General features: G+C 56.5%; 13 protein-coding genes. 9 read left to right on the plus strand and 4 right to left on the minus strand.

Going from position 1 to position 13,117, the window contains the following annotated elements; genetic code table 11:
- Nucleotides 1-53 precede the first annotated feature (53 nt).
- The 4 genes from ASD8599_RS17840 to ASD8599_RS17855 all read left to right on the plus strand — a co-directional run bounded on the left by ASD8599_RS17840 (nucleotide 54) and on the right by ASD8599_RS17855 (nucleotide 3,246).
- Nucleotides 54-833 (plus strand): trypsin-like serine peptidase, encoded by a 780-nt coding sequence (locus ASD8599_RS17840; RefSeq protein ID WP_422664756.1) that lies wholly within the window; start codon nucleotides 54-56, stop codon nucleotides 831-833.
- Nucleotides 830-1,672, plus strand: coding sequence for a trypsin-like serine peptidase (locus tag ASD8599_RS17845; protein ID WP_108829790.1), 843 nt, complete (start codon nucleotides 830-832; stop codon nucleotides 1,670-1,672). The genes ASD8599_RS17840 and ASD8599_RS17845 overlap by 4 nt, the downstream gene beginning before the upstream one ends.
- Before the next feature lie 147 nt (nucleotides 1,673-1,819).
- Nucleotides 1,820-2,287: an Hsp20 family protein gene (locus ASD8599_RS17850; protein ID WP_108829791.1), complete on the plus strand. Its 468-nt coding sequence runs from the start codon at nucleotides 1,820-1,822 to the stop codon at nucleotides 2,285-2,287.
- Between the two features lie 152 nt (nucleotides 2,288-2,439).
- A complete protein-coding gene (locus ASD8599_RS17855; protein WP_108829792.1) occupies nucleotides 2,440-3,246 on the plus strand; it encodes a class I SAM-dependent methyltransferase in 807 nt (268 codons plus the stop codon).
- Between the two features lie 16 nt (nucleotides 3,247-3,262).
- Here ASD8599_RS17855 and ASD8599_RS17860 read toward each other — a convergent pair whose 3' ends face one another.
- The 4 genes from ASD8599_RS17860 to ASD8599_RS17875 all read right to left on the minus strand — a co-directional run bounded on the left by ASD8599_RS17860 (nucleotide 3,263) and on the right by ASD8599_RS17875 (nucleotide 8,325).
- Nucleotides 3,263-5,203, minus strand: a complete 1,941-nt coding sequence (locus tag ASD8599_RS17860; protein ID WP_108829793.1) for a vWA domain-containing protein — start codon at nucleotides 5,201-5,203, stop codon at nucleotides 3,263-3,265.
- Complete coding sequence (locus ASD8599_RS17865; protein ID WP_108830263.1) at nucleotides 5,200-5,742, minus strand: RNA polymerase sigma factor; 543 nt, start codon at nucleotides 5,740-5,742, stop codon at nucleotides 5,200-5,202. Before ASD8599_RS17865 ends, ASD8599_RS17860 begins: the two co-directional genes overlap by 4 nt.
- A 65-nt stretch (nucleotides 5,743-5,807) precedes the next feature.
- Nucleotides 5,808-6,848 (minus strand): AbrB family transcriptional regulator, encoded by a 1,041-nt coding sequence (locus ASD8599_RS17870; RefSeq protein WP_108829794.1) that lies wholly within the window; start codon nucleotides 6,846-6,848, stop codon nucleotides 5,808-5,810.
- Between the two features lies 1 nt (nucleotide 6,849).
- Nucleotides 6,850-8,325 (minus strand): NAD-dependent succinate-semialdehyde dehydrogenase, encoded by a 1,476-nt coding sequence (locus ASD8599_RS17875; RefSeq protein ID WP_108829795.1) that lies wholly within the window; start codon nucleotides 8,323-8,325, stop codon nucleotides 6,850-6,852.
- 76 nt (nucleotides 8,326-8,401) lie between these two features.
- Between ASD8599_RS17875 and ASD8599_RS17880 the strand changes: the two genes are divergently transcribed.
- The 5 genes from ASD8599_RS17880 to ASD8599_RS17900 all read left to right on the plus strand — a co-directional run bounded on the left by ASD8599_RS17880 (nucleotide 8,402) and on the right by ASD8599_RS17900 (nucleotide 13,060).
- Nucleotides 8,402-9,193 (plus strand): alpha/beta hydrolase, encoded by a 792-nt coding sequence (locus tag ASD8599_RS17880; RefSeq protein ID WP_108829796.1) that lies wholly within the window; start codon nucleotides 8,402-8,404, stop codon nucleotides 9,191-9,193.
- Between the two features lie 97 nt (nucleotides 9,194-9,290).
- Nucleotides 9,291-10,499 (plus strand): aminopeptidase P family protein, encoded by a 1,209-nt coding sequence (locus ASD8599_RS17885; RefSeq protein WP_108829797.1) that lies wholly within the window; start codon nucleotides 9,291-9,293, stop codon nucleotides 10,497-10,499.
- Nucleotides 10,500-10,661: 162 nt separating this feature from the next.
- Complete coding sequence (locus tag ASD8599_RS17890; protein WP_108829798.1) at nucleotides 10,662-11,735, plus strand: coiled-coil domain-containing protein; 1,074 nt, start codon at nucleotides 10,662-10,664, stop codon at nucleotides 11,733-11,735.
- 24 nt (nucleotides 11,736-11,759) lie between these two features.
- Nucleotides 11,760-11,939, plus strand: coding sequence for a hypothetical protein (locus ASD8599_RS17895; protein WP_108829799.1), 180 nt, complete (start codon nucleotides 11,760-11,762; stop codon nucleotides 11,937-11,939).
- Complete coding sequence (locus ASD8599_RS17900; protein WP_108830264.1) at nucleotides 11,939-13,060, plus strand: hypothetical protein; 1,122 nt, start codon at nucleotides 11,939-11,941, stop codon at nucleotides 13,058-13,060. The genes ASD8599_RS17895 and ASD8599_RS17900 overlap by 1 nt, the downstream gene beginning before the upstream one ends.
- The last annotated feature ends 57 nt before the right edge of the window (nucleotides 13,061-13,117 follow it).

Below are 13,117 nucleotides of genomic sequence, written 5' to 3' on the forward strand. Positions count from 1 at the left end.
TTGACGCTAGCCAGTGACAACACGAACAAAGGATAGCGGTTTTGCGGCGCTGGATGTCTCTTTCCATCATGGTTCTGGTGATCACCTCTGCGGCTTTCGCACAGGATGCACGGCTGCGCCGCCTCGATACATCCGATGCAGGCAAAACCTGGGAAGCTGTCGGGCGATTGGACATTGGTGGCACAGGGTTTTGCACTGGTGCATTGATTGCGCCGGACCTTGTTCTGACGGCAGGCCACTGCTTGTTTGACAAAGCGTCAGGGGCCCCTATCGATCCGCAAACCATCGAATTTCTAGCAGGGTGGCGCAATGGTCGCGCGTCGGCGTACCGCGATGTGCGGCGGGCCGTTGTGCATCCCGAGTATGCGTTTGAAGGCGACGTATCATCCGAACGTGTGCGCAATGATCTGGCCCTTTTGCAATTGGCCCGCCCCATTCGAAATTCAAAGATTGCCCCGTTTGGCACCGCCGCGCGCCCCCGCAAGGGTGATAAGGTGGGCGTCGTCAGCTATGCCAAAGACCGCGCAGAAGCGCCATCATTGCAAGAAGTTTGCACCGTGTTGGCCCGGCAGGAAGGTGTTCTTGTGACGTCGTGTTCTGTCGATTTCGGGTCTTCCGGAGCCCCCATTTTCACCTTTGAAAATGGTGCGGCGCATATCGTGTCCGTCGTTTCCGCCAAAGCAGAAGTCAAAGGTGACAAAGTGTCTTTAGGCACAGCTTTGGGTGCCCCATTGGCACGCCTGCAAGCCGAAATGATCGCCACCGCGGACGCAGGGCGTGTGCGTGTTGGCGGCATTCGAAACGACACTGGCGCAAAGTTTATCAAACCATGATGCGCTTGGTTGGATGGATCGCGGCCTTGGTCATCGCCGCAACGGGTGCCAGCGCACAAACCACGAAATTGCGCAAACTGGACAGCGAACTGAACGCGCAAGCCTGGCAGGCTGTTGGGCGTTTGGACATCGCGGGTGGCGGGTTCTGTTCTGCCACTTTAATCGAAGATGATCTTGTCGTGACCGCCGCCCATTGCGTCTACAACATGGACACAGGACAGGCCCACGCACCTGAAAACATGACCTTCAGGGCCGGATTGCGCGACGGAAAGGCTGCAGCCCATGTGCGTGTGGCCAAGGTTGCGGCCCACCCAAAGTTCAATCCACGCGCGGCGTCCAGCTATGCCAATATATCGCACGACGCAGCTTTGTTGCGGCTGGAAAAGCCTGTGCAAGTCTATCAATTGAACCCTTTTGCACTACATCAAGATCGCGTGGTGCGCGGCCCTGTCAGCATTGTGTCTTACGGCCGCAACCGATCCGAAGCCCAATCGCGACAGAACGAATGCCAGATGAAAGAACGCCAAGGCGCGGTCTTGGTTTTTGATTGCGATGTCACCTATGGATCGTCAGGCGCACCTGTGTTCACGCAAATGAACGGACGCGCCAAGATTATGGCTGTGGTGTCAGCCATGTCCGTTTGGGACGGGCGTAAGGTGGCATTGGGCGTGGATGTCCAAGCCGTTGTGCCGGACCTAAAGCAGCAGTTGCGATCCGGACAGTTGGCCATTGCCCCTGCGCCGGCCGCCCGCATCAAGCGCCTGCGCGTCGGTTCAGGCGGCACGGCCCTGAACGGCACATCGCGCAAAAGCATCGGCGCAAAATTCGTCAAACCGTAATTTCGCCGTTTGGGTCTTGAACCGTCAAAAATCATGCCCAAATTCTCAGTACCGGAATGCCTAATGTTGGGTTCCGGTACTAATCTGGGTTCGTCCGATATCGGAGAACCTGACCTATGAATCGCTCTTGAACTGAGGATTATACCTATGCGTACACTTGATTTTGCACCGTTGCACCGTGCCACTGTTGGCTTTGATCAGATCGCCGATTTGATGGATCGCGTGATGAGCAGTGAGCCCACGCAAAACAGCTACCCCCCTTACAACATAGAAAAAACAGATGACGATGCATATCGCATTTCCATCGCAGTCGCCGGTTTTTCCGACGCTGAACTGAACGTCGAAGTGCGCGAAAATGCCCTAATCGTCACAGCCAAAAAGGTCGAAGACGAAGGCGCGCGCAAGTACCTGCATCGCGGCATCGCAACCCGCGCCTTTGAACGCCGGTTCCATTTGGCCGATCACGTGCGGGTGACAGGTGCAAGCCATGCGGACGGCATGCTGCATATCGATCTTGCACGCGAAGTGCCCGAGGCACTGAAACCGCGTCGCATCGAAATCTCGTCGCAAAAAGCGGTGGAAACAGATGTCGTCGACGCGAAAGCCGTGAACTAAACGCGCCAGTCGCGCACAGCAAACAGGTGCAAGGCCCGGGGGACACCTCGGGCCTTTTTGCATGCGTCCCTTGTTTGCATCGCGTTTGCGGCGCCGCAGTTGGCGTCCACCTGCATTTGCGGTAGCATTCTTCAAAAGGGGGTATTTGACACATGACAATCGACCGCAATGATACGGCAGCCTATGCCGCCGCAAACAAGCGAACATGGGACGCCTCTGCCCATTTGCACGGCACCGGTCCGGCATGGGAAACACTGCTTACCCAAGCCGCCCAACCTGCATTTTCAGTGTTTGACGATTGCATCACGCAGACCCTTGAGCACTTGGACCTAAAGGGGAAGCGCGTCGTGCAAGTGGGGTGCAACAATGCCCGCGAATTGCTGTCTTTGGCGTCCTTTGGTGCGGTGCCCGCCCTCGGCATAGATCAATCGGCCGCGTTTCTGGCGCAAGGGGCCCAGCTGGCGCAGGCCGCAGGGCTAACGCCCCGACTGCTAGAGGCCAACATCTACGATCTGCCCGATGATATTGGCCAGTTTGATTTGGTTTTGATCACCATCGGCGTGTTGGGATGGATGCCTGATTTGCCAAGGTTCTTTCAGGTCGTCTTCGACCTGATGGCCCCTGACGCAAAACTGGTGATTTACGAAACCCACCCTGTGCTAGAGATGTTTGCCCCCGAAACAGACACTCCGTTCGAGCCCGAATACAGCTACTTTGACACCGCGCCCGACATTCACGAAGGGGGCATCACCTATGATGGCAGTGACGGGGGCGACGCGCCTACAGGATACTGGTTTTCCCACACAATGGGCGCAATTCTGAACGGATGCATCGCGGCGGGGCTTTGCATCGAAAACCTTACAGAGCACCCCCATTCCAACCGCGAAGCGGAGTTCGACATCTACGCAGACCGCGCCGCGCAGATGCCGATGAGCTTTACATTGGTCGCTGCAAACTAGGATCCTGACCCTAGGCCTATTCGCTGAGGCTTTGCGCCAAACGCATAAGTTGGATTGCCTCTGCGCGGTAACCGAAGGGGTCATCACCCTTGGTTTGGGTTGCCAAAGCAATTGCATCGGCATATCCCCAGTCCCCCAGATAATCCGACCCGCGCAACAGCTGTCCAAAGCCTGCGATGGCGCTGGCAAAACCTGCGTCGCTTAATGGGCCAAGGTCCGGCGTTATCGCCGTCTCAACAAGCTGGCTGTTTGCATCGCCGGGCATTTTATACCGCAGTCGCAAAAAGCCAAGTTCATCACTGGTGCGTGGGGTTTCCGATGCGCCGTAGCGCAATGGGTCATTCAAGACCGCAGCAGATCCCGTTGGCGTGACCTCATACAACGCCGTCACACTGTGCCCCGCCCCGATATCACCTGCATCTACCTTGTCGTTATTGAAATCCTCACGCTTCAAAGCGCGGGTTTCGTAACCGATCAAGCGATATTCGGCAATTGTCGCGGGATTGAATTCAACCTGGATTTTTACGTCGTTGGCGATGGGGAACAGCGCCCCTGACAATTGATCAACCAGCACCTTTTGCGCCTCAGACAATGTGTCGATGTAGGCCGCCGTTCCGTTGCCGTTTTGTGCCAAGGCCTGCATTGTCGCATCGTCCAGATTGCCACGTCCAAAGCCCAGAACGCTTAGGTAAGTCCCACTGTCACGCTTGTCTGCAATAAAGGTTTTCAACTGCTCAGGATCGTTAAGTCCAACATTAAAGTCACCGTCCGTGGCCAGAATAACGCGGCTGACGTCGCCGTTCTGTGTCATTTGTTCCGCGACCGAATAGGCTTGTTGCAAACCCGCTTGTCCCGCCGTGCCGCCCCCCGATTGCAACGCATTGAGCGCGTTCAGGATCGTCGTGCGTTCAGCCGCTTTTGTCGGCGCCAACACTTGCCCCGCGCTGCCCGCATACGCCACAATCGCCACTTCGTCATCGGGACGCAATTGGCTTAACATCAACCGGAAAGATTGCTTGAGAAGGGGCAGTTTGTTGGCTTGGTTCATCGATCCTGACGTGTCGATCAGGAACACCAAATTCAGCGGCGGGCGGTCTTCCAGCGCAGGCAACATGCCTTGGATGCCGATATGCACAAGCTGGGTGCCCGGGTTCCAAGGGGTTTGGCCAACCGATACCGTTGGCTGAAATGGCTGACCTTCCGGCGTCGGGTACGCATAGGAAAAATAGTTCACCATTTCTTCGATCCGCACAGCGTCTTTGGGCGGCATTTGCCCATGGGTCAGGCTGTTGCGGACCACGGCATAACTTGCGGTATCGACGTCGATGGAAAATGTCGAAACCGGGGTTTCAGACGTCACTTGAACCGGATTTGTCTGGGCGTTGGCGAAGTCTTCGGTGTTGCCCTGATCCTGCAGCACAGGTTCGCGTTGGCGGATGATCTGTGCAGGGGCGGATCCTGCGATAGCACCTGTCACCTGCATGTCAGCAGCACCGTTTGTTGCGCCGTTTGCAATGCTGTCATCGGCCCCCATCAAACGCTCGGGTGCCGCGGTGTCGCGTTTGGCTGCCGTGCGCGGCGCGGGTGCGGGTTCGGGGACCTCTTCGGATACCGGTGCCACAGCAAACTCAGGTGCCAACTGCGCTTCGTTTCGGGAAACCCCTGTCGGGCGTGTGCTGCTGAAATCCATCGGCAAAAACGCAATCATTGCAACCGCAACCAAAGCGGTCGAAGCCGTCAATCCGGCGGGTGTGGTAAGTTTGGCAATCATATTTTTCGCTCCTGTCCAAAGGCCCGTTGTGGGCCGATCAACAGTAAGACGCGTGCCGTCAGCCGATCCTTGGAGGGCTGCAAAGTTTTTTTGTGCCAAAGCCAGATCAGCCGCTTTTTTATCCGCGTCAGGGTCAGGCGTTGCGGCCTGCATCATGGCTTTGATGTCGTTCAGATCGTCGCTCATGTCTGATCCTCGATGTCGCGCAAAGCGCTTAGTTGTTTCTTGGCTTGCGATATTCGCCAGCTGATTGTGCCCTCGGACACCCCTAGAACATCGGCGGCGGCGGCATGCGTCAGGTCATCCAACACAAGCGCAAGCGTATCCCGCAAATCTTGCGGCAATTGGCACATCGCCATAGCCAACCAATCGGCCTGCTGCTGCCCTTCAGCGATTTCAGCCTGCCGGTTCATTTCCCAATCACCCCACCCCACAGCTGCGCGGGTGTGTGTCGCCTGTTTGCGCCTGCGATCGTGGCTGGCATTTACTGCAATGCGGTAAAGCCATGTCGTAAAGGCTGCGTTGCCTTTGTAACTGCGCAGCTTGGACGGCAGCATTGCACAAATGTCTTGCGTCAGGTCTTCGGCTTCGACTTTCGATCCGGTCAGGCGAAAGCACAGGCGAAACAGCCCGTCGTACCGCCGTGCCAGCAAAACTGAAAAAGCATCTGCATCTCCGCCTGCAGCAGCCAAAGCAAGGTCAATATCATCGGTTTTTTCGCGCATCTCAGGGGTTGGACGTGTCTCGTCCACCGATCCTTGGCGCAACGGAATTTTTTTCCAAAAAAAATTCACCGCCCCGCGCCATTCTGCGTTCTGGCAAACAGCACAGGCACCGCCACTGAAAGGACCAGAAGACGTGCCAAATGGCAGGCGGCGACAAAGCCCGGCGCGATGCCTAACGCGATGCTCATGGCGACCATTGTTTCAAGCCCGCCCGGCGCGAAGGCAATCAGCAGCGCCCCGATGTCTATACCCAAAAGCGCGGCTGTCAGAACCGCGAATCCAGCCGCCGTTGCCGTCGTGATCAGCGTCGCCATCAGCCCTGCAATGGCGGCCGCCCTTAGCGCATTAACACTCACGCCCCCAAACCGCGTCCCGATAAGCGTTCCCAGTACCACAAAGGCCGGCACCGCAAGCCACAAGGGCATTTGGCCCGGTGTCACCCCACTGCCATGGCCCAACATCGACACCAGCATCGCCCCAATCAACAAAGGGGCTGGCGTGTTGATCCGCGACAAAACCAGGCTGGCGGCATATCCCAACGCAGCCAGGATCAAAATCATCCACACCGTCATGGACGCCCCTGCCCCGACCATGGTCGTGGACGAAGACACCCCAAGAACAAGAGCAACCACAGGGGTAATCAACGTTAGGGCAAGCAATCGAATGGATTGCACAATTGTGATACGCGCCAGATCAAGATCGTATTGTGCGCCAATGCTCAAAACAAAGCTCAGATGCCCAGGCGACGCCGCAAGCAGCCCGCTTTGTACGTCGAATTTGAAAAAGCGCACCAGGGCCCACCAACAAGCACCAAGCCCGAAGATCGTCGACAGCATCAATGCCACAAAAGCCAAAGGCAGCTGCACCAGCATTTGCGTGGCCTGCGCTGTCATTCCCGCACCAACGGACATTCCAAGAATGACAAATGCGATGTTGCGGACCTTATCGTCCAGTTCCAATTGCAGCCCTGCAAGGCCTGCCGCGCTGACGCAAAAGGCGGGCCCTGTAAGATCCGGCAATGGCATGTGCAACAGACGGGCAAGACAGGCTCCGCCCACACCGACACCCAAGGTTTTGAGCGTCGGTATGGCAGAGCTTAGAGACATCTCAGACGGACATGCAGACGTATTTCATTTCCAAAAATTCCTCGATCCCGTGATGGCTGCCTTCGCGGCCCAAACCGGATTGTTTGATGCCGCCAAAAGGTGCGACTTCGGTCGAGATAATTCCGGTGTTCACGCCGACAATGCCGTATTCCAGTTCTTCCGACACCTTGTAAACGCGGCTGAGGTCCTTGGCGTAGAAATATGCCGCCAGCCCAAAGATTGTGTCATTGGCCATGGCGATCACATCGTCCACATCGTCGAACTTGAACAGCGGCGCAAGGGGGCCAAAGGTTTCTTCATGGGCAACTTTCATGTCCTGCGTGACGCCTGTCACGATTGTGGGCTGCATGAAAAATCCGCCTAGATCGGATGGTGCGCCCCCGGTCAGAACCGCGCCGCCGTTGGCGGTGATGTCTTCCAGATGGTTTTGCACTTTTGCCACAGCCGCATCAGAGATCAGCGGCCCTGTGGTGACGCCGTCTTCAAATCCGTCGCCGACTTTCAAGGCCTCAACGGCGGCTTTCAGCTTTTCCGCGAACGCATCGTACACGCCCGATTGGACGTAAATACGGTTCGCACAAACACAGGTTTGCCCGGCGTTGCGGAATTTGCACATCATCGCACCTTCCACGGCAGCATCCAAATCCGCATCGTCAAACACGATAAAAGGGGCATTGCCGCCCAATTCCATCGAACATTTCATCACCTGATCCGCCGCTTGACGCAGCAAAATGCGGCCCACCTGCGTCGACCCTGTGAACGTCAATTTCCGCACCGCGTGGTTTTCGCAGAACTCTTTGCCGGTCTCGGATGCGTCGGACGTCGTAACGACCTGAAATACACCTGCCGGAATACCAGCCCGCTCTGCCAACACGCCCATTGCGATGGCTGACAGCGGCGTCAATTCTGCGGGACGCGCAACAAAGGCACAACCAGCCGCCAAAGCAGGGGCCGCTTTGCGCGTAATCATCGCGTTGGGAAAGTTCCATGGCGTGATCGACGCTGCAACGCCAATAGGCTGCTTCACAACCGTGATGCGTTTGTCACGTTGGTGCCCCGGGATGGTTTCGCCGTATATCCGTTTCGCTTCTTCGGCGAAGAATTCCACAAAAGATGCACCATATGCGATTTCACCTTTGGCCTCTGCCAGCGGCTTGCCTTGTTCGGCCGTCAGGATCGCACCAAGATCGTCTTGGTTTGCCATCATAAGGTCAAACCACTTGCGCAAAACAGCACCGCGTTCTTTGCCTGTCCACTTGGCCCAGTCTTTCTGCGCCACCTCAGCCTGAGCGATCGCACCCGCCACCTGTGCGCGGCTTAGATCCGCCACTTCGGCCACAACGTCGCCACGGGCAGGATTGCTGACTTCAAACGTGCCTTTATCACCGTCAAGCCACTTGCCGCCCACATAGGCGCGGGTTTCCAAAAGGCTTGGATCGTTAAGCATGGATGAAAGGGTTGTGGCTGTATCTAGCATAATGCGTCCTCTGGCGATTGCGCATGCAGCCAAACCAAGTAATGTGCCTGTTGTCTAGGTCAAAGAGGGTAATGTGATGTCGGGTATGGACGATGCTTATGCGAATGCAGCCTATATCGAAGGCGCATCAGACTACCCCGCGCGATGGGATGAAGCCGCACAAAGCTTTCGCACTTCGCTTGGCGCACGTGCCGATATTGGGGTGCCTTATGGCCCGTCCAAACGTCAGGTCTTTGACCTGTTTCACCCCGAAGGCGAACCCAACGGCTTGCTGATCTTTGTGCACGGTGGCTACTGGCTGCGGTTTGACCGGTCCACTTGGTCGCATTTTGCAAAGGGCGCTTTGGCGCAGGGTTGGGCCGTGGCCATGCCATCCTATGATCTATGCCCTGATGTTCGCATCGCAGGCATCACGCAGCAGATTGCCCAAGCCGTACAGGTCATCGCCCACCGCGTTCCGGGCCCCATCAGCCTTGCTGGACACTCGGCGGGGGGGCATCTTGTGGCGCGCATGTGTGCGCCTGGGATGCTGCCATCGGATGTCATGTCGCGGATTTACCACGTGATGCCAATTTCACCACTGAGCGATCTGGAGCCCCTGCTGCAGACGTCTATGAACAAAGACTTCCAAATGGACGCAGGTATGGCGCAAGCCGAAAGCCCGATGGCACAACCCAAACCAAACACACCTGTTACAGTCTGGGTCGGCGGGTCCGAGCGCCCCGCCTTTCTGGATCAATCCATGTGGCTGGCAGACGCTTGGGGCTGCGATGAAGTCGTTGCAGAGGGCATGCACCACTTCAACGTGATCGACGCGCTGGCAGATCCGCACAGCGACATGATCAAACGCTTGACCGGAAACACCTAAGCGTCTTAAAGAAAACCTGCCCGACGATGGCGTCGCGGGTGGCTTTTCATACAACTTGTCCTGAACGCCGGGACCTTTCTGCAAAGGAGGGTCTGACATGACCACACGTCCTGATTTTCACCGCTTCCACAATGGCACAAAAGCGCCGTTGCAATTCGCCGTTGCCGAATACGAGGCACGGCTCGCAGACCTACGCAAGCGTATGGTTGCGTTAGGCGTCGACGCCGCTGTGCTGACTTCTATGCACAATGTGTCTTACTATTCCGGCTTCACGTACTGCGCCTTTGGCCGCCCTTATGCTGTCGTTGTAACGGCCACAGAATGCGTCACCCTCAGCGCGGGCATTGATGCGGGCCAACCCTGGCGTCGGTCCTGGTGCGACAACATCACCTACACCGACTGGCAGCGCGACAACTTCTGGCGTGCCGCCTTGTCTGTGGCGGGATCAGGCAAAGTCGTTGGGTACGAATCCGATCACCTGAGTCTCTTGCAGATGGAAAAACTACGCGGGTTCTTGTCCCCCTCCAAAACCGTGGACCTCTACGAGACCACAATGGTGCAACGGATGCACAAATCTGCTGCTGAAATCGAATTGATCCGCGCGGGCGCCGCTGTCGCAGACGTAGGTGGGTATGCGGTGCGCGATGCCGTCAAGGCAGGGGTGCGCGAAATTGACGTGGCCATGGCAGGCCGCGACGCGATGGAACTGGAAATCGCCAAACGCTTCCCCGACGCGGAATACCGCGACACATGGATCTGGTTCCAGTCGGGCCTGAACACCGACGGCGCTCACAACCCCGTCACCGCCCGCATATTGGAACGCGGTGACATCCTATCGTTGAACACCTTCCCCATGATCTCGGGCTACTACACCGCGTTGGAACGGACCATGTTTGTGGAAACCGTGGACGATGCGAGCCTTGGGTATTGGGAAGCCAACATCGGCGCGCATGAACTGGGCATGTCCTTGCTGAAACCCGGCGCGTCCTGCGCAGAAGTTACCGCTGGCGTGAACGCATTTTTCGCAGAACGCGACCTTCTGCAGCATCGCACATTTGGGTACGGCCATTCCTTTGGTGTGCTGTCCCACTACTACGGACGCGAAGCAGGGTTAGAGCTGCGCGAAGACATCGGCACAGTGCTGGAACCCGGCATGGTGATTTCAATGGAGCCGATGCTCACGATCCCGGATGGCACACCGGGCGCAGGCGGCTACCGCGAACATGACATTTTGATCATCACCGAAGACGGGGCCGAAAACATCACAGGCTACCCCTACGGTCCCGACTTTAACGTGGTGACCTAAAACATCGAAGGGTCGGGTTTTCCTGACCCTTCAATTCCCTCTATCTGCCTTTCCTTTGCCGCTTTCATTTGCAACACTTTGGCCAAATCACTGAGTGGGCTGATGTAAATCTTATTTACATTGACTATATAGGCCCTAAGCAATTGAACACGGGAGTTATTTATGGCTGATTTTGACGCGCAGGTTCGGGAATCCCAATCGCAGGTGGCCGAGGCACAATCCAAAATCGCTGAGCTATCCAGCCGCATCGAGGCCGCGCGCGCCAAGATGAAGTCGGGCGATGAGGCGATGATGGACATCGAAAACGCATCCCTTGAGGACGTGCACGCCCACACCGACGTGATGAACGCCAATATCGCGGAACTGATTATGGGGCTGGATGATGTGACATCGGCCTTCTCCCAAGACTTTGACGAGATGCGCAACAAGACGGGCTGGGAGAGCTTTGTGGGCATTTTTGCCAAGGCCAAATCCGACAGCATGCGGCAGGAACGTGTGCGCACGGCCTCAATTGACGACAAGTTGCAGGATTTGATCGGCAAGTCCGATGTCATTGTGAAGCTGCTGGAAGGCCAGTTGTCGATGCTGGAAGAGCAAAAGGTGAAGGTTGAAGCGAACCTGACCGAGACGCTGGACGAACGCGAAATGACCGTGGGCGAACTGTCGACCTTGCAAGCCGACATTCAAGCGATGGACCCCAAGATCATCACCGTTGAAAACGCCATTGCATCGGAACAAGACGCCGCCAAGCGCACGGCCCTTGAGACCGAACTGGCCGAGTTGAACAGCACCTACAACGAAATGGTGCAGGAAGAACAAGTGAAGCTGGCAAAGTCTCAGACACTTGAGCGCTATATCGAGAAGGGTAAAACCTGGGTTGATTCCTTGCAAAACCAAGCGGCCACACAGATGGTTCTGATCAACAAGCTGCAAACAGACACCAAGCAACGTGTTGTTCTTTATGACGCTTTGACCAAATCCCTGAAAACCGCGCAACAACAAGACGTCGCCCACCGCATCAACGAAATCGGTGTGCAAACCGACCAAGAAGCGCAATCCGCGATGGCAGGCATTGGGGCCGCGACCAACAAGCGGATGGCCGAAATGATGGAAGCGCACGAGGATCACATGGTCTTTGCGCGGGATGTGCTGGAGCAGAAGGCAAAGGCGGATGAACGCTTTGCGCGGCGATTCCAGCAGATTGTCGAAAAGCATGACAGCAATCAGTACGGGTGATCCTTTGACCAAGGATTTGTCCATATGATGCGGATTTTCATTGCTGCTGGCGCGATCTTGGGTGGTGTTGCTGCCTTCCAGTTCAGTGAAGTGATTGGGATGGCGTTTGCGATTCCTTTGATCAAGGGCATCGTTATCGGCGCACTCGTGGGTTTTGTGGTCTGGCTTGTTCTACGTGTATTTCTGGAGACACAGTTGTGGTGATGGAAAGCAAAAACACTGAGACAAAAGGTCTGACCGACCTGTTCGCCTCGCGCCGTTATTTCCGAAAATTTGCAGGCATCCTGCAGCACATGACCCGTGTGGCGGGGGTGATGGAAGCCGAAGGGCGGTTGAACCGGGCCGAGGTGAATATTCTGACGCGCTACGCCACGTCTTTGCACTTCACTTTTCAGGCGCTCAGTTACAAATATCTGCTGGTCGGGCGTGATACGGGGCGGTTCTTTGGATCGCTTGAAATTGACACCAAAGAAAGCGGGTTTCCGGCCTCGGATGAAATTCTGACCATGGCCAATGACGCGCAGCAGGCCGAACGCCACTTGCGTGAAATGCCATCCGAGGACGAATTGAAGTCGCAGATGGTTGGCGTGATTTTAGGCGAACGTGAAATTCCAACAAAGTTGCAATTCGCCTTGTCGCAACGCCTTTATTATCAGGAGCTGTCGCGCGGCGACTTGTTCTGGGCGCGTAATGATCCGGAGGTGCAATGGTTGGGCGATGCCGGCGCCGGTCGGCGGCGGTTTTTGCTGCATTGGGCGGTCTACGACAGTCAGGTCAACCTGCCTGTGATCTATATGATGGAACTTGAAGACAGCGGCAAAACGGCCCTGCCCAAAGACCAACGTCGTTGGCCTGAGGTGCAAGCGCATCTGATGGCGCAGGCCATGGCGGGGCTGAAGCTGATGACCATCGCCAAAGGCTTTGACGAAGATTTTGACGATCTGCACCCCAAACGCATGCGCCGGTTTCATGTGGGGCCAATGTATTCGGATGCATTTACGCGCCAGTCGGGTCCGATGGCGCAAGTTTTAGCACAAGCGAAAGCGCCTGCGGGGCAAGATTGGGCTTTGGTCTGGACAGAAGAAGAATTGGAAAGCGAACGCGTGGTTGAAGAACGTTCGGGCTGGTTTTCGACCGTTGAACGCGAGGTGTTTGCGCTTGATCCCTTTGCCGGGCGCGGTGCGGATACGGGGGCCACACGCATGGAGCGGTCGATTGTTGTACCGCAGCGCCCCTATCAGGTGCTGGAAGAGTTGAACCCGCCGGGATTTGGGTCTGTTCGCAAGTTTGTCGTTAGCCCACAGGGGCGCGTTTTGCGGTACTGACGGGACCCTCCGGGGGAGGTTTGTTTGGCGAGATGAAGCGGAGGGATCTGTTTTGAT

Source organism: Ascidiaceihabitans donghaensis, from assembly GCF_900302465.1.
Classification (GTDB): Bacteria; Pseudomonadota; Alphaproteobacteria; order Rhodobacterales; family Rhodobacteraceae; genus Ascidiaceihabitans; species Ascidiaceihabitans donghaensis.